The organism is Deinococcus aestuarii (assembly GCF_018863415.1).
In the GTDB taxonomy this organism is placed as follows: Bacteria; Deinococcota; Deinococci; order Deinococcales; family Deinococcaceae; genus Deinococcus; species Deinococcus aestuarii.
In genome coordinates, this window is sequence record NZ_JAHKSN010000005.1 from 79,777 (window position 1) to 101,853 (window position 22,077).

The 22,077-nt window shown below is 70.9% G+C and carries 19 protein-coding genes; 9 read left to right on the forward strand and 10 right to left on the reverse strand.

The window, feature by feature from the left end; all coding sequences use genetic code 11:
* Nucleotides 1-23: 23 nt before the first annotated feature.
* The 4 genes from IC605_RS24545 (at nt 24) to IC605_RS09020 (ending at nt 3,651) form a co-directional block, all read left to right on the forward strand.
* The gene (locus tag IC605_RS24545) at nt 24-332 is read left to right on the forward strand and encodes an ATP-binding cassette domain-containing protein (protein WP_246580620.1); all 309 of its coding nucleotides are present in this window, start codon (nt 24-26) and stop codon (nt 330-332) included.
* 96 nt (nt 333-428) lie between these two features.
* Entirely contained in the window at nt 429-1,979 is a 1,551-nt protein-coding gene (locus tag IC605_RS09010) for an excinuclease ABC subunit UvrA (RefSeq protein ID WP_246580621.1), read from the forward strand.
* 248 nt (nt 1,980-2,227) lie between these two features.
* Nucleotides 2,228-2,662, forward strand: coding sequence for a hypothetical protein (locus IC605_RS09015; RefSeq protein WP_216322097.1), 435 nt, complete (start codon nt 2,228-2,230; stop codon nt 2,660-2,662).
* Entirely contained in the window at nt 2,659-3,651 is a 993-nt protein-coding gene (locus IC605_RS09020) for a tyrosine-type recombinase/integrase (protein WP_216322099.1), read from the forward strand. The genes IC605_RS09015 and IC605_RS09020 overlap by 4 nt, the downstream gene beginning before the upstream one ends.
* Before the next feature lie 745 nt (nt 3,652-4,396).
* Here the strand turns inward: IC605_RS09020 and IC605_RS09025 are convergent.
* From IC605_RS09025 to IC605_RS09065, 9 genes are all read right to left on the reverse strand, one after another.
* The gene (locus IC605_RS09025) at nt 4,397-6,688 is read right to left on the reverse strand and encodes a GAF domain-containing protein (RefSeq protein WP_343216555.1); all 2,292 of its coding nucleotides are present in this window, start codon (nt 6,686-6,688) and stop codon (nt 4,397-4,399) included.
* Nucleotides 6,689-7,203: 515 nt separating this feature from the next.
* Nucleotides 7,204-7,995, reverse strand: a complete 792-nt coding sequence (locus IC605_RS09030; RefSeq protein WP_216322102.1) for an SDR family NAD(P)-dependent oxidoreductase — start codon at nt 7,993-7,995, stop codon at nt 7,204-7,206.
* A 66-nt stretch (nt 7,996-8,061) separates the two neighbouring features.
* Nucleotides 8,062-8,826: an SDR family oxidoreductase gene (locus IC605_RS09035; RefSeq protein WP_216322105.1), complete on the reverse strand. Its 765-nt coding sequence runs from the start codon at nt 8,824-8,826 to the stop codon at nt 8,062-8,064.
* A gap of 144 nt (nt 8,827-8,970) precedes the next feature.
* Nucleotides 8,971-10,482, reverse strand: a complete 1,512-nt coding sequence (locus IC605_RS09040; RefSeq protein ID WP_216322108.1) for a sugar ABC transporter ATP-binding protein — start codon at nt 10,480-10,482, stop codon at nt 8,971-8,973.
* A 69-nt stretch (nt 10,483-10,551) separates the two neighbouring features.
* Nucleotides 10,552-11,496: a sugar ABC transporter substrate-binding protein gene (locus IC605_RS09045; protein ID WP_216322111.1), complete on the reverse strand. Its 945-nt coding sequence runs from the start codon at nt 11,494-11,496 to the stop codon at nt 10,552-10,554.
* Between the two features lie 82 nt (nt 11,497-11,578).
* Nucleotides 11,579-12,568, reverse strand: a complete 990-nt coding sequence (locus IC605_RS09050; protein ID WP_216322114.1) for an ABC transporter permease — start codon at nt 12,566-12,568, stop codon at nt 11,579-11,581.
* Nucleotide 12,569: 1 nt separating this feature from the next.
* The gene (locus IC605_RS09055; protein ID WP_216322117.1) at nt 12,570-14,096 is read right to left on the reverse strand and encodes an FGGY-family carbohydrate kinase; all 1,527 of its coding nucleotides are present in this window, start codon (nt 14,094-14,096) and stop codon (nt 12,570-12,572) included.
* 3 nt (nt 14,097-14,099) lie between these two features.
* The gene (locus IC605_RS25365) at nt 14,100-15,047 is read right to left on the reverse strand and encodes a transketolase family protein (protein ID WP_216322120.1); all 948 of its coding nucleotides are present in this window, start codon (nt 15,045-15,047) and stop codon (nt 14,100-14,102) included.
* Entirely contained in the window at nt 15,044-15,916 is an 873-nt protein-coding gene (locus IC605_RS09065; RefSeq protein ID WP_246580622.1) for a transketolase, read from the reverse strand. Before IC605_RS09065 ends, IC605_RS25365 begins: the two co-directional genes overlap by 4 nt.
* Nucleotides 15,917-16,448: 532 nt before the next feature.
* Here IC605_RS09065 and IC605_RS09070 point away from each other — a divergent pair.
* Together IC605_RS09070 and IC605_RS09075 are read left to right on the forward strand one after the other, a co-directional pair.
* Nucleotides 16,449-17,285, forward strand: a complete 837-nt coding sequence (locus tag IC605_RS09070; protein WP_216322123.1) for an AfsR/SARP family transcriptional regulator — start codon at nt 16,449-16,451, stop codon at nt 17,283-17,285.
* An 82-nt stretch (nt 17,286-17,367) separates the two neighbouring features.
* Nucleotides 17,368-17,886 carry a hypothetical protein gene (locus IC605_RS09075; RefSeq protein ID WP_216322126.1) on the forward strand — a complete coding sequence of 173 codons (519 nt, stop codon included), beginning with the start codon at nt 17,368-17,370 and terminating at the stop codon, nt 17,884-17,886.
* On the opposite strand, the gene IC605_RS09080 is transcribed toward IC605_RS09075, so the two are convergent.
* Complete coding sequence (locus IC605_RS09080) at nt 17,883-18,020, reverse strand: hypothetical protein (RefSeq protein WP_216322130.1); 138 nt, start codon at nt 18,018-18,020, stop codon at nt 17,883-17,885. The genes IC605_RS09075 and IC605_RS09080 overlap by 4 nt on opposite strands.
* 471 nt (nt 18,021-18,491) lie before the next feature.
* On the opposite strand from IC605_RS09080, the gene IC605_RS09085 reads away from it, so the two are divergent.
* From IC605_RS09085 to IC605_RS09095, 3 genes are read left to right on the forward strand one after another with little or no spacing between them, the layout of a single operon-like run.
* Nucleotides 18,492-19,619, forward strand: coding sequence for a M20/M25/M40 family metallo-hydrolase (locus IC605_RS09085; RefSeq protein ID WP_343216556.1), 1,128 nt, complete (start codon nt 18,492-18,494; stop codon nt 19,617-19,619).
* 26 nt (nt 19,620-19,645) lie between these two features.
* Nucleotides 19,646-20,797, forward strand: a complete 1,152-nt coding sequence (locus IC605_RS09090) for a diaminopropionate ammonia-lyase (RefSeq protein ID WP_216322136.1) — start codon at nt 19,646-19,648, stop codon at nt 20,795-20,797.
* A 2-nt stretch (nt 20,798-20,799) separates the two neighbouring features.
* Entirely contained in the window at nt 20,800-22,077 is a 1,278-nt protein-coding gene (locus tag IC605_RS09095) for a hydantoinase/carbamoylase family amidase (RefSeq protein WP_216322139.1), read from the forward strand.

Sequence of the window (22,077 nt, forward strand, 5' to 3'; positions counted from 1 at the left end):
GCCCGGCAGGCAAGGAGGACTGCATGACCGAAAGGCCGTTCATCGAAGTGCGTGGCGCCCGCGAGAACAACCTCAAGGGCGTCTCCCTGGACATCCCCAGGGGGCAGATCACGGTGTTTACCGGTGTGTCGGGTTCCGGCAAGTCGTCCCTGGTCTTCGACACCATCGCCGCCGAGGCGCAGCGCCAGCTCAACGAGACCTTCACCGCCTTCGTGCAGGGCTTCTTGCCGCATGACGGCCAGCCGGACGTCGAGCGCATCGGGCACCTGAACGCGCCCATCATCGACCAGAAGCGGGTCGGCGGCGGCGCGCGCTCCACCGTGGGAACGTAGACCGATCTGTCCGCCTCGCTGCGGCGGCTGTTCTCACGGGCAGGCACGCCCCCCGTCGGTCCCAGTGATCACTTCTCGTTCAACACGCCCCAGGGGATGTGCCCGGAGTGCGAGGGCCTCGGCGTGGCGGTGGGGCTCGACCTCGACCGCCTGCTGGACCGCCGCAGGTCCCTGAACGGCGGCGCCATCTTGCACCCCGACGTGAAGGTGGGCAAATGGGTCTGGAAGACCTCCGCCCAGTCCGGTTTCTTCGACAACGACAAGCCGCTGGAGCAGTACAGCGAGGACGAACTGCGGACCCTGCTGTACGGCGCAGGCGGCCAGAAGGTGGCGTTCGCCGACTTCAACCTCACCTCTCTGGGGCTGGCCGAGCGCCTCACGCAAAAGGACGCCGCCAGCCTGTCCGGGCGCAACCGCCAGGTGTTCGAGCAGTTCACGACCACCCGGCCCTGCCCGCTCTGCCACGGGGCGCGGCTGAATCAGGCGGTGCTGGGGAGCCGCATCGGGGGTCGGAATATCGCCGAACTGTCCGACCTGGAGGTCGGCGACCTCATCCCCTTCCTGAACGGGAGGCCCCTCGATCAGGCGACCCGCCGCGTGGCCGATGGCCTGACCGGGCGGCTGGCCCACATGGTGGACATCGGTCTGGGCTATCTGAGCCTGGGGCGAGGGACGGCCACCCTCTCGGGCGGCGAGTCGCAGCGCCTGAAGCTGATCCGCCACCAGGGCAACAGCCTGACCGACATGCTCTACATCCTCGACGAGCCGAGCGTGGGCCTGCACGCGCGGGACGTGGCCCGCCTGACGGGGCTGCTGCGCCAGCTCCGCGACAAGGGCAACACCGTGCTGGTCGTCGAGCACGACCCGGACGTGATCGCCATTGCCGACCACATCGTGGACCTGGGGCCGGGAGCCGGGACGCACGGCGGCGAGGTGGTCTTCGAGGGCGGCTACGAGGCGCTGAGGCGGGCAGACACCCTGACCGGGCGTTTCCTCAGCCAGCACCTTCCGGTCAAGGAACACGTGCGCAGACCCACCGGCTGGATGACGGTCGAACACGCCAGGCTGCACAACCTGAAGGACGTGACGGTGAGGATTCCGACCGGCGTGTTCACGGTGGTGACGGGTGTGGCCGGGTCGGGCAAGAGCACGCTCATCAACGGGGTGTTCCTGGCCCGGCATCCGGATGCCGTGGTCATCGACCAGTCGCGGATCGGAACGAACGTCCGTTCCACGCCCGCCACCTACACCGGGATCATGGACGAGCTTCGCAGGGCCTTTGCCAAAGCCAACGGCGTGAACGCCTCGCTCTTCAGCTTCAACTCGGAGGGCAGTTGCCCGAACTGTGGTGGCCTGGGCATGGTGTACACCGACCTGGCCTTCATGGAGGGCGTGACCTCACCCTGCGAGGTCTGCGGGGGCCAGCGCTACAGGCCGGAGGTGCTGGCCTACACGCTGCAAGGGCATCAGCGATGTGCTCGACCTGACCGCCGAGGAGCGGCCCGGGTGGGGCAGGTGCCGCTCGTGCAACCGGCGCTGACGGTGGGGTATTCACCACGGCTCCCGGGTGAGGGGCTTGATGAACGCACAATCCTCGCGTCGCCGCTCGTGGTCACCGTCGCGGCGTCCGGCAGATCGAAGCGGTGAGATCGACAAAGGGGTCTTCACACCCCCTCGGCGCTCAAGAGCACCCAGGGGGTCTGGAGTTGGACACCTGGGGTTATCTTACCTAAGTGAGATTAGCTAGGATAAGAGAAGTGATTCCTCCCCTGACCGCCCCACGTCTGTTGGACCTGCTCCGGCGCAGTCCCCAGACCTGGCTCGTCGAACACACCCGTCCAACCTCACCCTCACGGCTGCGGCTATGCCAGGTTGACCATTCATCACCTGACCAAGTGTTCCACCTCAAGAACCTCCAATTGGACATCGTGTGCCTCCAAGCCGCCTTCCACGAGGCCGGTCACGCCGCGGCCACTTCTGCCCTCACCACCGGGGACGTTTGGGGGCTGCACCTGTGGTTCGCCGACGATCCTGAGCAAGGCGGTCATGGCGAGGCCCATGCCGGGCGGACGGCCACCGTCGGGGGTGACGGTCGGCCCGCCAGCCCAGCCGCCCCGCGGGCCAAGCTTGCCACGGTCCTCGCTGGTCCGTTCTTCCATCCCCAGTTGCCCGGCCTCTTCCTCACCGGGCTGGAAGACGCCCCGGCCCACACCCGCAGGGTGACCGACCGTCAGGACCTGCACGACGCCGTGAGCGCCCTGACCCCGCCAGCATTCGGCAACCTCGGTCGCCCGTCGACCGGGCCGAGGACCGCCACGGAGGCGCGATGACGCTCGACCGGTACCAGGGAAATCTCCTCACCCAGACGCGGCAATGGACCAACCTGCACGATGACGAGCTGCGCCGCCGGGCCGTGCAGGCCGCCGGGGACAAGGACATGGACGCCCTCGTTTCCCTCACGACCGCCTTCCTCGCCCACCAGGGCGGGAGCGGTGTTCTGACCAGTCCGCGCACCGTCGAGGCCTATGCACTGGGAACCCGGCAGTTCGTCGCGTACGCCCAGGGACAGGCCGTCAATCTTCTGCGTCCTGGCCGCCACGATGCCCAGGGTTATATCAACGCTTTGCTCGCCGCCGGTCGCCGGCCGGCGGGCGTGCAGCTCAAGGTCGCGGCGGCCTCCTGCCTGTACCGCGCCCTGAGGTGGGCAGGCGCGACCGAGGCCGATCCCTTCCGGGACGCCCGCGTCCCCCGGGACCCCACGCCCGGCATCGTGAAGCGCCCCCCCTACTCGGAGGACGAACTCGCCGATGTGTTGGAGCAAGCGGACGTACATGCCAGGTTCCTGCTCTTCCTGACCGCTCATGCGGGGCTGCGGATCAGTGAGGCGCTCGGGCTGGAATGGGCGGACCTCGATGAAGCGGCCAGGCGAATCCAGGTCCGGTCCGGCAAGGGTCGCAGAGGCCGGGTCGTCGCGATGAGCAGCAGCCTCGCCCGGGCCACCCGGCACTACCGGGGCCTGTATGCCCCTGGTGGCCCTGACCATACCGACGGCAAACGCACGACGCCGCCCACCCGGGTCTTTCGTTACGCCGACATGATGACCGCCCGTTACCACGTGGAAAAGGCGTTCAAGGCCGCCGGGGTGAAGTTCCGGGGCTTCCACCCCGGGCGCAAATACGCGGGCACGCGGCTGCTCAGGCAGATCAAGGATTTCGGGCGGGTGGCGGCACACCTGGGCCACTCCTCGGTGGACACGACGCGCAAGGGGTACGCCCAGCTCGCCGCCGATGACCTGAAAGACGACCTCGCCGGGTGGTGAGGTCCCCGGCGTCCTGCCCCCCGGAAGGACGCGTCGTTCTCGGCGTCACACACCGGCGCCTTGCAGGTGAGGCACCCGGCAACGCCCTCCAGCGTGTCCTTGCGGTGGGCGGGAACGGGCTGGCGGTGTGCAAGAAGATCGTCGGGCGCCCCGGCGAAGGGCTGGGGGTAGACCGCACGCCAGGGCAGGGCTCCACCTTCCCGTTCACCCTGGCTGCCGTCCCCGCTCCGTCCCGGGGTTGTCCTGACGCGAGGGGGCTTCGAGGTCGCTGACCGCCTCGTCCCGGGAAAGGCCAGGACCACCGTGCCACTGGTCCGTCGCGCTTCCGCCCACACCCAGCCGCCGTGCTGTGCCAGGATGCGCCGCACCGGCACCAGACCCCTGCCCTCCAGCCGGAGCATCCCGTCCGTACCAGGGGATCGAAGCGGGTGGCCGCCTCCCCGGTGGCCTGCTCCAGCGCTGCGGCTCGCCAACCCCAGCGGGCCGAACCGACGTGAGCCTGGCGTACACCCTGCCCAGAAGCTTCCACGAGAATCCACGTCCAGGGCATTTGCCGAAAGGGGAATGGTCACCCTGAACGAAGGGAAGGGTCTCGCCCGGCCCGTTGGAGATGCCGCGCCGCGCTGAGCACGACAGTTTTCCTGTGTCAAATGCCCTGAACCCGTGACTCTTGGGCGGCTTCGCCGGGTCCCGGGCCGACACACCTTCCTGCCCGGGTCCCCCGAAGGGCGCGCAGTCCTCTCCCTCAGGTTTCCGGGAGGGTGAAGAAGAAGGTGGTGCCCAGGCCCGGGGTGCTCTCCAGCCACAACCGTCCGCCGTGACGCTCGACGATCTTCTTGCACACCGCCAGCCCGATGCCGGTGCCCTCGTACTGCTCGCGGCCGTGCAGCCGCTGGAAGATCTCGAAGATGCGCCCGTAATACTGCGCCTCGATGCCGATGCCGTTGTCGGAGACGGCGAAGCGCCACATCGCCCCGTCGCGCCGGGCCGAGACGTGAAGCTCGGGGGCCACCCCCTCCCGGTGGTACTTCAGCCCATTGGCGATCAGGTTCTGCAACAGTTGATCGAGCTGCTGCGCGTCCGCCCGGACCACGGGCAGCTCCCTGCCGCTGATCGTGGCGCCCTGCGTCCCGGCCTCTTCCCGGAGCCGCCCCACCACCCTGTTCAAGACCGCCTGGCTGTCCACGGCGCTGAGTTCGCGCTGTTGGGTATGAACGCGGGAAAAGGTGAGCAGGTCGTCCACCAGCCGCTTCATGTGTTCGCCGCCCTCCACGATCTGGCGCAGGTACAGCCTGCCGCGCTCGTCGAGCAGCGGCCCGTAGCGGCGCTCAAGGATCCCGGCGAAGCTCGTCACGGCCCGGATGGGCGCTTGCAGGTCGTGCGAGGCAATGTACGCGAACTGCTCGAGTTCCGCGTTGCTGCGCGCGAGTTCCTCGGTGCGCCGGGCCAACTCGCCCACCCCCTCGGCCCGCTCCAGGGCCAGGCCCAGACTGCGCACCACCGTCTCCATCACCGCCCGCTCCGCGCCCGACCAGGGCCGCAGCCTCCCAAACAGCACCACGGCGAAGACCCCCCGGGGCCGGCCCCCCACCATGACGGGAAAGGTGGCCGACGCGCCGATGTGGGCCACGATCTCGCTGTCGAGGTGATCGGTCTCCTCGGCATACTGGTCTTGGTAGTACGGCTCCAGGGTGGTGTAGGGCGTGAAGAGGTTGCCCGCCTCGTGGTACGGGAGGCCCGCGTCGGCCACCGCCTGCAAGGCCCCGCTGCGCAGCTCGCCCGTCTGGACCTGCTTGACCCAGCGGTCGCCCCCTGGCTCGAAGTACAGCGCGTACCCGTCGGGCAGGAGGGACAGCACCACCTGCTGGGCACGCCGGATGAGCACGTAGGGGTCGTCGTGCAGGGCGAGGTCGCGTGTGAGGTCCGCAAAGCCCTCCAGCGCCCGGGTGCGCGCGGCGAGCTCCGCGCGTTCCACCTCCAGTTGCCGCAGGTGCGCGGTGCGCTCCAGGGTGACGGTGAGTCCCCGGGCGACCGCCCGCACCAGGGCCTGTTCCCGCTCATGCCACGCGCGGGTCTCCCGGGTGCCCACGGAGAGCAGCCCATAAGTCTCCCCCCGAATCACCAGGGGGATGAAGGCGGCGGCACCGTAGGACTCGGCGTGCTGGACGCCGTTGGCCCGCCCGTCCCAGCCGTTCACAAAGACCGGCCGCCCGGAGTGCGCCGCCTCGGCGTAGTTCGGCGCGTGGACGGAGACCCCCGCCGTGATCTGCGCGACGATCTCCGGGGGAATGTCATCCGACCACACCCGCGCCTTCCACCGCTCGTCTTCACGTTCGTAGTACGCGGCGCTGACGTGCTCGATGTTGGCGCGCACGACCTCCAGGGCCTGCCGGGCCAGGACGGACACGTCACTCTCGCCTCCCACCGCCTCCTTGTAGGCGACAAAGGCGTCCAGGGCCGCGCGCTCCTCCTCCAGCTCGGCGGTGCGCGCCGCGACGCGCGCTTCGAGGTCGCGGCCGAGCTGTGCGCGTCCCAGGGCGATGGCGCACTGGGCGGCGAGGGTGCGCAGGAAGCGTTTTTCCGGCGGGGTGAACTCGTGCGGTTCCCTGAAATCGAGGATGATCGTGCCCAGCGGGGCGTCGTCGAGGAACATGGGCAGCACGGCCGTGGCGACGGCGGCCACGCCCCCCGTGCGGGCCTCCAGCTCCGGGTAGACCCGCTTCAGGTCGCCCTCGTGCTCGAAGAACAGAGGCTCGTGGCGCTTCAGGGCGTCCCCCGCGGGCACGTTGCCGTCGAGCGGCCCGTCTTGCCACACCGTCTGCGCGCCCCGCTCGTACCCCTGGGTGGCGGCGATCTCCAGGCGGTCGCCCGACGCCCCGACGAGCAGCACGGCGCCCGCGATGGCTTCCAGGGCGTCGAGGGCGGGCTCAAGCACCACCTCGAAGACCTCTTCCGGGGTCCTGGCGGCGGCGAGCGCTTCGGTCACGTCTTGCAATCGCTCGCTCAGGGAGGCGGCCGAGGTGGACGGGCTGGACACCCGGTCAGGATACCGTCGGCCGGTGGACGGGATCGAGGGGGGCCCGAACGAGGGATGAGCCCCCGGCCCTTCCGCCTCGGCCCGGGAACGGGCAGGCCTGTTCGCCCCTGGGCGCGGCGCGGTCGTCCGCCACCCGCGAACTCGTCGAGGTCATGCCCGGCCGTTACAGTCTCCCGGCGGAGAGGTCCTCCCACGTCTTCCCGGTCGCCTTTGCCGCCGCTTCCGTCGGGCCGAACTTGGAGGAGGCGTCCTGGCCGGGGCAGCGGCGGGAGAGGATTTCCCTGCGGCTGAAGCCCAGGTCCCCGAGCAGGTCGGGGGCCAGCCCGGGCAGGGGGCTGTACCCGTCGAGGCGATCCGGACCACCGCGTCGGGGTCCACCCGCTCGGGCCTGCCCAGCTTCCCCACGCCGAACCCCTTGAGGGACGTGAACCGGCAGGGGTGACCCAGAGCCGTCACCTGGGGCTGGCGGTGCCGGGCGCCCGTGTGAGCCGTTTGCGTCCCAAGGTGGGCCCGCCTCAGGACATGATCAGGCCGCCGTCCACGTTGATGGTCTGGCCCGTGATGTACGCCGCGTCCCTGGACGCGAGGAACGCGACGAGCCCGGCGACCTCCTCCGGCGTGCCGACCCGCTGCATGGGAATCTTCTCGGTGGCCCAGGCCTGCATCAGTTGGCCCTGGCCCGAGCTTCCCAGCAGGCGGCCCCAGTGTTCGTCGTTGTACTGCCACATCTCGGTCGCGATGATGCCCGGGCAGATCGCGTTGACGGTGACGCCCCGGGTCGCCAGCTCCTTGGCGAGGCTCTGGGTGATGCCGACCACCCCCATCTTCGACGCGGCGTAGTGCGGCGTGTAGATGAAGCCGTCGCGCGCCTGCCCGGAAGCGGTGTTGATCAGGCGGCCGTATCCCTGCCCCAGCATGTGCCGCGCCGCCGCCTGGCAGCACAGGAACACGCCCTTGGTGTTCACGTCCATCACGAGGTCCCACTCCGACTCGGTGAGGTCCTCGACCCGGGCGATGGTGATGACCCCGGCGTTCTGGACGGAGATATCCACCCGGCCGAAGCGCTCGACCGTCCGCGCGTACAGCGCCTCCACCTCGTCCTTCTTCGTCACGTCGCAGACGACGGCGAGGGCCTGCGCGCCCAGGGTCTCCAGCTCGGCGGCGACCTCGTGCACGCGCTCCTCGTTGGAGCTGACGACCACGTTCGCGCCCTCCCGGGCGAAGCGCAGGGCGATCCCCCGGCCCAGCCCCCGGCTCGCCCCCGTGACGACGACGACCTGATCTTTGAAGCGGCTCAGCTCTTCCATAGGGCTCCTTCCGGGAGGCGCGGCGGCACTCCCGTCAACGCGGTGCGGAGGTCTCCCGGTTCGCGCTCACCAGCAGGTGAAGCCGCCGTCCACCAGCAGGTCGATTCCGGTGCAAAACGAGGAGGCCCGCGTGGCGAGGAAGATCGCCGGGCCGACCATCTCGTCCACGGTCGCCATGCGGCCCAGCGGCGTTTCCGACTCGAAGACCCGGCGCTGCTCGGCCACCTCGGGGCGCAGGTTCATGGGCGTCAGGGTGTAGCCGGGGCTGATGGCGTTCACGCGCACGCCCCGGGTCGCCCACTCCATCGCCAGGCTGCGCGTGAGGTGGATGACGCCCGCCTTGGAGGTGTTGTAGTGCGCTTGCAGGAGGCCCCGGTTCACGATGTCACCCGACATGGAGGCGATGTTGATGATGGTGCCCCGGCCCCGGGGCAGCATGACGCGCGCCTCCGCCTGGCAGGACAGGAACACCCCGGTCAGGTTGATGTCGAGCATCCGCTGCCACTGCGCGAGTTCCATCTCCTCGGCGGGAAAGGCGTTGGCGATCCCGGCGCTGTTCACGGCGACGCTGACCGGGCCCAGCTCCGCCTCGGTGCGCGCGATGGCGGCGGCGAGGTCCTCGGCCTGGGTCACACTTCCCGTCAGCGCGAGGGCGCGCCGTCCGAGGGCCCCAATCTGCCCCACGGTCTCGGCCAGGCCCTCGCTGCCCGGCAGGTCGAAGCACGCCACGTCCGCCCCGGCCTCGGCGAGCCCCACCGCGAGGCGTTGCCCGATGCCGCTGCCCGCGCCGGTGACGAAGGCGGTCTGTCCAGTCAAAGAGAAGAGGTCCATGTCAGGGTCGTCCTTACGTGGGCAGCATCGGACCGGGGCCGACGTTGCCTGAGGGGAAGAAGGGTGGCGGCTTCGTTCAGTCCCGAACGGTGCGGCCGCGCGGGTTAAAGAGTTCTTCGGGCTCGGCGAGTTGTTCTCACCGGCTCACGCGGTCGCCAGCTCCATGACGGCCACGCCGCTCGCCTCGCTGCGGTCCAGGACGCCCATGTTGCGCCCGCGCGCGAGCACCATCACCCGGTGGGCGAGCCCCAGCACCTCCTCCAGGTCCGAACTCACCACGATGACGGCCATCCCCTCCCGCGCCAGATCGGCGATGACCTCGTAGATCGCGGCCCGCGCGCCCACGTCGATGCCCCGGGTGGGCTCGTCGAGGATGAAGAGCCTGGGGTCGCGGCTGATCCATTTGGAGATCACCACTTTTTGCTGATTCCCGCCCGAGAGGCTTCCCGCCCGGTCGTCGATCCGGCCCTTGACCCCCAGCCGCTCGATGGCCCGCTGGGCGAAGGCCCGCGCGCGCGACGGCGAGACCCAGCCGCCCCGGGAGAGGCGGTCGAGGTTGGCGAAGGTCAGGTTGTCCGCGATGGTCCCGTCGAGGAGCACCCCCTGGGCCTTGCGGTCCTCCGGCACGAGCACCACCCCCGCGCGGATGGCGTCCTCCGGCTCCCGCAGGCGCAGCGCCCGCCCGTTCAGACTGACCCGCCCGCCCTTCAGCGGGTCCGCCCCCGAGATGGCCCGCACGAGTTCGGTGCGCCCCGCCCCCACGATGCCCGCGATGCCGAAGATCTCCCCGGCACGGACCTCGAAGCTCACGTCCTGAAAGGCCCCGGTCGCCGAGGTCAGCCCCTCGACGCGCAAGACCTCCTCGGGGCGCGGGGCGGGCAGGGCCGGGAAGAGGCGGTCCACGGAGCGGCCCACCATCTGCTCGACGAGCACACGCACCGGCACGGCGGCGGTGTCGTGCTGGGCGACCAGCCGACCGTCGCGCAGCACGGCCACCCGGTCGGCGATGCGGGCGATCTCCTCCAGGCGGTGGCTGATGTAGATAAAGGACACGCCCCCCGCCCTGAGCGCCTCGATCTGGGCAAAGAGGTGGTCCGTCTCCTCGCCCCCGAGCGCGGCGGTGGGCTCGTCGAGGATCAGCAGCCGCGCGTTCAGGGTCAGCGCCTTGGCGATCTCGACCTGCTGCTTGGCCGCCACCCGCAGACTTCCCACGAGGCGGCGGGCGGGGACGTTCAGGCCCAGACGTTGAAGCTGGACTTCGGCCCGCTCCTCCATCGTCTTGCGGTCGATGCACCCGCCCCGCATGGGGAGGTGCCCCAGGAACACGTTCTCGGCGATGCTGAGGTCGTTGAGCAGCTTGGTCTCCTGGTGGATCAGGGCGACCCCGTGGTGGATGGCGTCGCCGGGCGAAGTGGGCGCGTAGGGCTGGCCCTGCCACGTCATCTCGCCGAAGTCGGGCCTCACCAGCCCCGCGATGATCGAGGACAGGGTGGACTTGCCCGCGCCGTTCTCGCCCAGCAGCGCGACCACCTCGCCGGGGCGCACGTCGAGGTCGATGTGGTCGAGCACCACGTTCTGCCCGTAGCGCTTGCCCACGCCCCGCACGCTGAGGCCACCCGGGAGGGCCGGGGAGGAAGGGTCGAGGGGGATGGTCATGCAGGCACCTCCGTTCGGGGTCGGGGGGACGGGGCCCGGGACAGGGGCAGGCTCCGTCCCCGGCCGGGCTCAGGGGTGGTTTTTCAGGAACGGCGCGACGTTGGCCCTCGTCGTCAGGGTGGCCGCTTGCAGTTGGACCTTGGGCACGGCCTTCTTGTTGATCAGGTCGAGCGCCGACCTCACCGCGAGCTGGCCCATGTACTGGGTGCGCTGGGTCATCGTGGCGGCCAGCGTCCCCGACTGCACGGCTTGCAGGCCCGCCGTGTCCCCGTCGAAGCCGACGACCATGATCTTGCCGCCCTGGCCCCCGACCTTGGTGGCCTGCGCGGCGCCCAGCGCGAGGGCGTCCGCCCGCCCGAAGAAGACGGTGATGTCGGGGTTCTTCTGGAGCATGTCCTGCGCGATGTTGAAGCCCTCGTCCTGCGCCCAGGCGGTGCTGGCCTGCCTGGCGACGACCTTGAGGCCCGCGCACTTGGCGAGCGCCTGGGTAAAGCCCTTGTCGCGGTCCTGCTCGGGGGTGGTGCCGAGCTGGCCCTGGATGATCGCCACGTTGCCCTTGCCGCCCGTCTGCTTGCACACGTAGTCGCCCAGCGTCCGGGCGGCGGCCACGCTGTCGGTGGCGATAAAGGTGTCCCCGGGGGCCCCGGCGGCGTTGCGGTCGACGTTCACCACGGGAATCCCGGCGGCGCGGGCGGCCCGCACCGGCACGGCGGCGGCGGTGGCACCCGCCGGGATGTAGATGATGGCGTCCACGCCCCGGGCGATCAGGTCCTGAATCTGGCTGACCTGGGTGGCCGAGTCGCCCTTGGCGTCCACCGTGATCACGGTGATGCCCTGCGCCCCGGCGGTGCGCTCGACCGACTGCTTGATCTGGTTGAAGAAGTTGGCCTGGAGGTTGGCGACCGCCAGCCCGATGGTCACCTTCTTGCCGGGGGTCTGGGCCTGCGCCGGGGACGCGGCGAGCAGCAGGGTGAGGGCGGAGACGGCGAGGGTGATCATGCGGGGACGGGTCATCTGGAACTCCTTGGGGAAAGGGGATGGGAGGCCGGGGGCGGACAGGAACGGGAGGTCAGGGGAGAGGGGGTGGAGCGGGGCTTTACCGTTCACGGCGCCGCAGCGAGTCGATGGACACCGCGACGGCGATCACGACGCCGATCACGATCTGCTGGACGAAGGGCGAGACGCCGATCAGGTTCAGGCCGTTGCGCAGGATGCCGATGATGAAGACGCCGATGATCGTCCCGCCGATGCTGCCCACCCCGCCCGCCAGGCTGGCCCCGCCGATCACGACCGCCGCGATGGCGTCGAGCTCGTAGCCGGTGCCCGCGCTGGGCTGCGAGGAGTCGAGCCGGGCGGCCAGCACGACCCCGGCCAGACCGGCCAGAACGCCGGAGGCGACGTAGACCCAGGTGGACACCCGCCGCACGGCGATGCCCGCCAGCCGCGCGACCTCGGGGCTCCCGCCGATGGCGTACAGGCTGCGCCCGGCCGCCCGGTAGCGCAAGAAGGCGGCGGCGGCGAGCGAGAGCACGATCAGGAGGGCCACCGTGGCCGAGAGGAAGCCGAAGTGCCGCACGATGGCGAGGTTGGTAAACCACTCGGGGTAGCCCACGATCTGCTCGCCGTTGGTGATGATGTTCGCCAGGCCGCGCGCCACCGACAGCATCGCCAGGGTGGCGATGAAGGCGGGGAGCCTGAGCCGCGTGACGAGCAGGCCCGAGACCAGTCCGCACAGCCCGCCCACCCCCAGCGCGCCGAGAATCGCCACCGGGAACGGCCAGCCCTGGTTGTTCGCCAGCCAGCCCATCACCATCATCGAGAGGGCCAGCACCGCGCCGACCGACAGGTCGATGCCCCCGATGATGATCACGAACGTCATCCCGATGGCGAGGATGCCCAGCACCGTCATCTGGTCGAGGACGTTGAGCAGGTTGCGCACCGACAAGAAGGCGTCGGTCGAGAGCGACATCACGGTGAACAGCAGGATCAGGCCGATCAGGGGGCCGCTGGTCCCGAGCAGGCCCCGCCACCAGGGCGACGGGCGGGTCGAGGCGGCGGACGGATCGAGTTTGACCGTGGGTTGCATGTCAGAGCCCCTTTACACTCGGTGAGAGGGCGGGGAGGGCGGACGGGGAGGACCGCAGCCGCGCCCGGTCCACCGCCGCGAGCCAGCGGTCCCGCAGCCTCCGGCGGGCGGCGGCGTCCAGCCCGGGGCGGAAGGTCTGCCGTTCGCGGGGCAGGGCCCGCAGCGCCCCCCAGTCCCACAGCCCGGCGCCCAGCCCCGCCAGGTGGGCGACCCCCAGCGCCGAGAGTTCCGCGTGCTGGGACCGCAAGACTGCCGTGCCCATCAAGTCCGCCTGGCGCTGCATCAGGTGCCCGTTGGCCGTGGGGCCGCCGTCGGTGTAGAGCGCCCCGAGTTGCCCCGCGCTGCGGTTGACCGCCTCCACCACGTCGGCCACCTGCTGCGCGATGGAGTCCACGGCGGCGTAGGCCAGGTCGGCGCGGGTGGTGCCCAGCGAGAGGTTGCTGATCAATCCGACCGCCTCCTCGTCCCACCAGGGCGCCCCCAACCCGCCGAAACCGGGCACCAGCGTCACCGGGCTGTCCTCCACCGTGGCGGCGAGGTCGGCCAGTTCGCCCGGCGTCAGGTTCAGCAGCTCGGCGACCCACCTCAGGGCGGCCCCGGCGGAGCGGATGTTCCCCTCGGCGGCCAGTTGGCGGCGCCCGTCCAGACTCCACGCCACCGTGAGGCACAGGCCGGGGTCGAGCCCCTCGGCGCCCTCCAGCAGCCCCATCACCGAGGAGCCGGTGCCGTAAGTCGCCTTGACCGCCCCGGGGGTAAAAGCGCCGTGCGCGAAGAGGGCGGAGTGCGAGTCACCCATGACGGCGTGGATGGGTGTACCGTCCGGCAGCGGGGCCAGCCCCCGCAGGGCAGGGAAGGGACCGTTCGAGGACCGCACCTCGGGCAGGGCCGCCCGGGGCACCCGGAAGAGGCGCAGCAATTCCTCGTCCCACTCGCCCGTCCGCACGTTCAGGAGCTGGGTGCGCGAGGCGTTGCCGTGTTCGGTGAGGTGCTCGCCGGTGAGCTTGAAGAGCAGCCAGGAGTCCACCGTGCCCAGGCACAGCTCTCCCCGCGCGCTGCGCTCCCGCCCCGGATCATAGGTGTCGAGCAGCCACGCCGCCTTGCTCGCCGAGAACATCGGGTCGAGAGGTAAACCGCTGCGTTCGCGCACCAGGGCGGCCACGGCGGGCTGGCGCAGGTCGTCTCCCAGCGACGTGCGCTGGTCCTGCCAACTGATCAGCGGCGAGACCGCCTCCCCGCTGGCCCGGTCCCACAGCAGGTACGACTCCCGCTGGGTGCTCAGGCCCACGGCCAGCACCCGGGCCGGGTCCTCGTGGGACAGGCAGACCCGGACGGCCTGCCGAACGCTCTGCCACACCTCCTCCGGGTCCTGGTTGACCCAGCCGGGGCGGGGATGCCCCTCGGACAGGGGGGCGCCGCCCCGCGCCACGATCTCCCCGCCCGCGTCCACGAGCAGGCACTTGCTGCCGCTGGTGCCCTGGTCAATCGCCAGGACGCAGGACCCGGCGGGGGATACTCGGTCGCCGGACATCCGCTAGCGCAGCAGCTCCAGGGCGGCGTCGGCGATGCCCCGGGCAGTCAGGTGGAAGTGTTCGAGGAGGTAGGCCGCCGAGCCCGTGGGCGCGAATTCCGTCACGCCCAGCGTCCGCATCGGGGTGGGGTGGTTGACCGCCAGCACGTGCGCGACCATCGAGCCCAGGCCCCCGCGGGTGGTGGCCTCCTCGGCGGTCACGACCCGCCCGGTCTCGCGGGCGGCGGCGAGCACGGCGGCCTCGTCGAGCGGCTTGACCGTCGCCATGTTCAGCACCCGGGCTTCAAACCCCTGCGCCGCGAGCAGGTCGGCGGCCTCCAACGCGCGGGAGACGGTCGTGCCCGTACCGATCAGGGTCACGTCTCCCCCCTCCCGCAGGGTGACCGCCCGGCCCAGCTCGAAGGTCACGTCCGGTGGTGTGACGGCGGGGACCTTGAAGCGTCCGACGCGCAGGTACACCGGCTTGTCCGTGCTCGCCGCCCAGGCCACCGCCTCGCGGGTCTGCTGCGGGTCGGCGGGCACCACGATGGTCATGTTGTCGAGGGCGCCTATCCACGCGAAGTCCTCGATGGAGTGGTGGGTGGGCCCCAGTTCGCCATACGCCATCCCGGGGCTCATGGCGCACAGCACGACGTGGAAGTTGCTGTAGGCCACGTCGGCCTTGATCTGCTCCAGCGCCCGCCCGGTCAGGAAGGGCCCGGCGGCGCACACGAAGGGGATGAAGCCCCCGTTGGCGAGCCCCGCGCCCACACCCACCATGTCCTGCTCGGCGATGCCGACGTTGATCAGCCGGTCCGGAAACTCCTTTTGGAAGGCGCCGAGGTTGCTCGACCCCACCGAGTCGTTGCACACCGCCACGATGCGCGGGTCCTGGCGGGCGAGGCGGATCAGCTCCTCGGCGAAGGCCTGGCGGTTGTCGAAGGTGGGGGCACTCTCCTGCACGGCGGTCACGCTTCCAGCTCCTTTCTCGCCTGCTCGACCTGTTCCCTGGAGGGCACCTTGTGGTGCCACTCCACCCGGTCCTCGATAAACGACACGCCCTTGCCCTTGACGGTGTGGGCGATGACGCAGCGGGGCCGCTCGCCGGGCGCGAGGCTGAAGACCTCGTACAGCGCCGCGTGATCGTGGCCGTCCACCTCGTGGACCTCCCAGCCGAAGGCGCGCCACTTGTCGGCCAGCGGTTCGAGGGAGTTGGTGTCCTCGGTGCGGGCACCCTGCTGGAGGCGGTTGCGGTCCACGACGGCGGTGAGGGTCCCCAGGCGGCGGTGGGCGGCGGTCATGATGGCCTCCCAGTTGCTGCCCTCCTGGAGCTCGCCGTCGCCCAGCACGACGTAGGTGCGCCAGGGTTGCGGGCTCAGTTCGCTGGCGATGGCGCAGCCCACCGCTACGGGCAGGCCGTGGCCGAGTGGGCCGGTATTCGTCTCGATCCCCAGCACCTTGTTGCGGTTGGGGTGCCCGTTGAGCATCGAGAGCGGGTCCATGAACGTTCCCAACGCCGAGACCGGGAAAAAGCCGCTGTGGGCCAGCGCGGCGTAGAGGGCGGCGGCGGCGTGCCCCTTGCTGAGGATGAAGCGGTCGCGCTCGGGCCAGTCGTGCTCCTGGGGCCGCACGTGCAGCACCGAGGAAAAGAGCGTGGCGAGGATGTCGGTGACCGAGAAGTCACCGCCGATGTGCCCGAGCCCGGCATGCTCGATCATCTCCAGCACGGAGAGACGGACGGACCGGCTCAGGGCCCTGGCCTGCTCCTCGCGCTCGGCGGCGTCGAGGCTCGCCAGCCTGGCGGGACGGACCGGCATGCGGATGGACGGGATCGTCGTCATGCTTCCTCCTGGGATTGAAGCCCCAAACTCTGAATATCTATTCGGCTCTGAATTGATATTTAGTATGGAGGCGACCCCGGGGGTTGTCAAGCAGGGGGACCGGGGCGGTCAGCTCCGGCAAGGCAAGAGGGGAAAGGTGCGGGCCGCACCCCTGATCTGGCAGACCAGAGAAGACGGTCCCCTCAACGGGGAGTGGGCGACTTCGCCGCGTGTTCGTCACGGGAAAGCAGAAGGAAACTTCTCCCCCGAGTGACCCGGCCGTTTGGAGGAGAGACCGGCGTCCCTGGCTGCCGGTCGCCTGGTGACTCCGTGCAGGCGACCGCGGAGCCAGGGCAATCCCGGAAGCGCGGGCGTCCACCCAAGCCGCCACCGCGCGGGCCGTCTCCAGCGCCGCCACCGGACCGTTCCCCCTGACCCCGGCTGAGGTGGGTGGGGGACGGCCCCATATCCCCGGAGGGAGAGACTGTTATAATAGATACACTCTCCAGGGGCCGGAGGATGACTGGGCCCGCCCCCTTGCCCGAGGTCACCCATGACTGGTTTGCGTGTGCGTTCGCTGGGAGCCATCGAGGTCGCGCGGGACGGCCAGCCGGTGAGGTGGGGCGCGGGGAGCGCACGTGACCTGGTGTTCCTGCTGCTCGCCCGGCCGGAGGGGCTGACCCGCGACGAGATCATCGACGCGCTGTGGCACGAGGACGCCGGTGACCGCAGCGGCAACCGCTTTCGTGTGGCGCTGCACCGCGCCCGCACGGCGTTGGGGGGCCCGGGCAGCGTTGTGGAGCTTCACGGGGCCTACCACCTCTCGGACGGGGTGTTGCGCTCCAGCGACGTGTTTGCGCTCTACGCGGCGCTCCACGAGGCCGAGCACTCGGAGGGAGAGGCCCGCTTCCGGGCGCTGAGCCGGGCCGTCGAGACGTACGGGGGCGACTTCCTGCCCCACGTCCAGGCCGAGTGGGCGCGGGCCGCGCGGGAGGAATACCGGGGCGTGTACACCCGGGCACGCCTGGAGCGCTCCTTGCTGCACTGCGAGGGACTGCACTGCGACCTGGCGGTCCGTGACCTCGCCCTGGCCCTGCGCGCCGACCCCTACATCGGGGAGAATTACCACCAGAAACTCATGACCTGCCTCTCGGTGGTGGAGGGCCGGTACGCCGCCACCGAACACTACCGCCGCTTCCTGCGCTTTTTGCGAGAGGATCTGGGCGACACCCCCATGCCCGAGACGGTCGCCTTGGCGCAGCGGCTCAAGGCGGGCGAGCCCATCTGCGTCCGCGGCCACCGGGACGCCCTCCCCCGCTTCCACACCTGCCCCCTCACGGCCGACGGGACCTGCCCCGGCCCCTACGCGGAGCTGCTGAAGCTCGCCTGAACAGCGGGCGCCGGGAGCGCAGGGCCCGCGCCCACCGCCTGACGGTAACGGCCCGGTAACCGCCGGGGCACACCCTCGACCCATGACCAGAACTTCGGCAGGGCGGACGGGGCGATCTCGTTTCGACCAGTTCACCGATTGGCTGACCCAGGAACAGCGCCTCGTGCGGGCTGGGCAGCGGCAGGCCGTCGGCGTCGGCGTGGTGGGCGTGCAGGAGGCGCCCTCCATGACGGCGGTCGCGCAGGCGCTCGCCCCCATCGGCGTGGGGGTCCAGAGCCTCTCCCCCGCCGGGCTGGCCGCGCAGGCGCTTGCCCCCACCGCGATGGGCGCACAGGCCTTGCCGCCCGGAACCCTCGCCGCCCAGGCCCTCGCGCCGACCGCCGTGGGCGTGCAGCTTACCCTCCCCGGGGCGCTGTCGGTGCAGGCGGTGGCCCTCTTCGCCGTCGGCGTGCAGTGCGTGGCGCCGGGTGGGGTGGCGGTGCAACACGTCGCCCCGGGGGGCATCGCCGTGCAGATCGTCGCGCCGGGGGCGGTGGCGCGGCAGGTCGCGGCGCCCGGAGGCTTTTGCCTGCGCGTTCCCTTCCCGGCACGCCTCCCCTAACCCAGACCGCGCCGTTCCTGACGGTCCAGCACCCGCAGCGCCGCCATGCCGCCGGGAACGTTCAGGCCCGAGATCAGAAAGACCGCGTGCAGCCCCCTCCGCAGATGCAGCCTGGACTGGGGACGCCGCGCCACCCTGCCTGCGGGGCAAGATCACGCCGTCCCCGGGCGCCGGGTAGACCGTCTGAGTGCCCCTCCACGCTCTTCTTTTAATTAATACAAGCAGGGTTGTTTCCTTTCTTCTTCAACACTCCCACCGTCATCAACTGACGTCTCATCCGTCAGACTCGCCTGCGCACATGCCCCCGGCAAGATGGAGGCCGACGCCAGGACGGTCTTCCTCCAGCCTGATCTCCCACCGCTGGCCCATGTCACGGCGTTCCAGTTGGAGACTCAGGAGGGCTTACGGGGCTTCTCGCCCATGTTGAATCCTTCTATTAATTGTGTGGGCGACAGCCTGCATCTGTCGCAACGCGGCGGCAGTTCCACGGACCGGAGGGCTCTATTGATCAAACAGAGGCTGAGTTGGCGGCGTCCTCAAGTGCGGGGGAATGGATGGGTCATCCAACACCAGCGGTATATAGAGTGTAGTATATCACTGTGCCCGTGACGCTCACCGATCTGCTGGCCGCCCTCGTCCGCATCGACTCCACGAACCCCGCGCTCGTTCCCGGTGGTGCCGGTGAGACGGTCATCGCCCGCTTCGTCACCACCTGGCTCACCGCCCACGGCATTCCCGCCGAACTCGACGAGGCGGCTCCCGGTCGCCACAGCGTCATCGCGCGTGTTCCCGGCACGGGGGGCGGCCGCTCCCTGATGCTGAATGCCCACCTCGATACCGTCGGCACCGGGGGGCTGCCCGGTCTCCTGGGGCCCGTGGTGCGTGACGGCCGCATGTATGGCCGCGGCACGTACGATATGAAGGGTGGGCTGGCCGCCTGTCTCCTCGCTCTGCTGGAGGCGCGAGACGCGGGTCTGCGCGGCGACGTCCTCCTCACCGCGGTTGCGGATGAGGAACACGCCAGCCTCGGCATCCAGTCGGTCCTCCTGCGCGTCACCGCCGACGCCGCCATCGTCACCGAACCCACCGAGCTGAACGTCTCCGTGGCGCACAAGGGCTTCACGTGGCACGAGATCACCACCTTCGGCCGCGCGGCGCACGGGTCGCGCCCGGACCTCGGGATCGACGCCATCGCCCACATGGGCCGGGTCCTCGGGGGGCTCGAGGCCCTCGGCCGGGACCTCGCCGCCAGGCCCGCCCACCCCCTGCTCGGCCACGGCAGCCTGCACGCCTCGCTCATCACGGGGGGGCAGGACCTCTCCAGCTATCCCGGCCGCTGCACCCTGCGGGTGGAACGCCGCACCCTTCCCGGAGAGACCCCCGAAGGCGTCACCCGGGAGATCGACGCGCTCCTCGGCGAACTGGCCGCCGACGCCACCTTCCGCGCCGAGCACCGCCTCACCCTCGCCCGGGAGCCGTTCGGCGTCGGGCAGGACGAGCCCATCGTTCAGAGCCTGCGGACGGCCGCGGCGGGCGTGCTGGGTGGGCCTCCCGCCCTCATCGGCCAGAGCTTCTGGATGGACTCGGCGTTTCTCGCCGCGGCGGGCATCCCCACCGCCGTGTTCGGCCCCCGCGGCGCGGGCGCACACGCCGCCGAGGAATGGGTGGACCTCGCCTCGGTCGAACGCTGCCGCGAGGTCCTGTCGGCCACCATCCGCGACTTTTGCGCCTGAGCGCCCTTCACCCCGGAGAGACCCCGATGACCCGAGCCACGGACCGGCCGCGCGCCTACTTCAACCCCGCCACCACGACCTTCTCCGGGGCTTCAGACGCCCGCCTGCTGGACTTCCACCGCCGACTTCCCGGCTACGCCCCCACGCCCCTGGTCCGCGCGCCCTACCTCGCCGCGGCCCTCGGTGTCCGTGAGGCCTGGGTCAAGGACGAGGCCAACCGCCTGGGCCTGCCCGCGTACAAGGTTCTCGGGGCGTCCTGGGCGACGTACCGCGAACTCGGCACCCTCTTCGGACCCTGGCGGCCGTGGAACACGCTGGATGAGCTGGCCGGACAGCTCCGGGCGCATCTGCCGCTCACGCTCGTGACCGCCACGGACGGCAACCACGGCCGCGCCGTGGCCCGTGTCGCCCGCTGGCTGGGCCTGGGCGCACAGGTTCTCGTTCCGCAGGACATGGTTCCGGCCCGCCTTCAGGCCATCGCGGACGAGGGGGCGCGGGTGGATGTGGTGCGAGGCACGTACGACGAGGCGGTCGCGCGGGCCGCACAGCTCGCGGACGAGCGGCACCTCGTGATCAGCGACACGGCCTGGGCCGGGTACACCCGCGTCCCCGGCTGGGTGGTCGAGGGGTACGGCACGATCTTTCGGGAGATCGACCGGCAGCTCGTGGCGCTGGGGGCGCGGGGGCCGGACGTGGTGGCCGTGCAGATGGGCGTCGGTTCGCTGGCGACGGCGGCCGTGCAGCACTACCGCGCCCCGGGGCGGGAGACCCGCGTGGTGGGGGCCGAACCGGTGCGCGCCGCCTGTGTGCTGCACTCCCTGGAGGCGGGAGAGCTGACGGAGGTCCCGGGGCCGCACCCGTCGATCATGGCGGGTCTGAACTGCGGCAACACCTCACCGCTGGCGTGGCCCTACCTGCGAGGGGGGCTGAGCGCCTCCGTCGCCCTTCCCGACGCGCGGGCCGAGGAGGCGACGCGGCTCCTCGCGCGCGACGGTGTGACCTCCGGGGAGAGCGGCGCGGCGGGCGCGGCCGGGCTGCTGGAGCTGCTCGCGGGGGAATTTGGCCCGCGGGCGCGGGAGGTGCTGGGGATCACACCGGAGAGCACGGTCCTGGTGATCTCGACCGAGGGCGCCACCGACCCGGGGGCGTACGCCCGCATCCTGCGCGGGGAGGGCTGAACATGCTCGACCCCGCCCGGACCATCGCCGAACTGCGTGCCCTGCACGGGCTCACAGGCGACCGGCACGGCGCGCAGCGCGTCGCGTTCACGCCCTCCTGGAACGCCGCGCGGGCCTTTCTCCTGCAAAAGCTCGCGGACCTCCCCGTGACGGTGGAGACGGACCCGGCGGGGAATCTCTGGGCGACCCTTCCGGGAGAATCGGAGCAGGAGCTGTGGATCGGGGGGCACCTGGACAGCGTTCCGAACGGTGGCTGGCTCGACGGCTGCCTCAACGTGTTCGCGGGCCTGGAGGTGTTGCGGCGGATTCAGGGCGAGTCCGCGGGACGGCCTCCGGTCACCGTGCGGCTGGTGGACTGGGCCGACGAGGAGGGCCGCTTCGGACACAGCCTGTACGGCTCCAGTGCCGTGAGCGGCCACCTGGACCCCGAACGCGCCGGAGTCCTGACCGACCGGAGCGGCGTCACCCTGCGGGGCGCCCTGCGGGGCGCCGGCATCGACCTCGACTGCGCGTCCGCGGCGCAGGCGCAACGCCGGAAGGCCGGGGCGTACATCGAACTGCACATCGAGCAGGGCCCTGTTCTGGAGCGTCTCGGGCTGCCCCTGGGGGCCGTGCTCGGGACGTGCGGCGCCCTGCGGCACCTCATCACGGTGACGGGCCGCGCGGCCCACGCGGGCAGCACGCCGATGGACGCGCGTCAGGACGCGCTGCTGGTGCTCGGCCGGCTCAGCGGGGAGATCTACGCGGTGGCGGAACGGCACGGGGGCGTCTGCACCATCGGCAGCGTGAGGACGGCGCCGGGCATCCCGACGAGCGTGGTCGAGACCTGCGAGTTCACCCTCGATCAGCGGCACCTCGACCCGGCCGGGCTCGCGGCCCTCTGGCAGGACGCGCGGGCGAGCCTCACCCGCTTCTGCGAGGAGGGCGGGTGCTCCTTCACGGTGGCCGAGCTGTTCCGGATCGAACCGGTGCCCTTCCATCCGGACCTGATCGACGCGGGCGAGCAGGCGATCCTGGAGGTGACGCGGGCCGCCCACCGCCTGCCGAGCGGGCCGCTCCACGACGCGGCGCAGGTGGCGCGCGCGGGCGTCCCCGCGGTCATGCTCTTTGTCCAGAGCCTCGGCGGGCTCAGCCACAACGCGGCGGAGGACACGCGCACGGAGGACCTGGAACTCGCCGTGCGCGCGCTGGACCGCCTGGCGGAGCGGGTGATGACCTGGATGGGGACGCGCCAAGCCCATGGCGCTGCCGATGGGGAGACCGCGCGCCGAGGCCGGTGA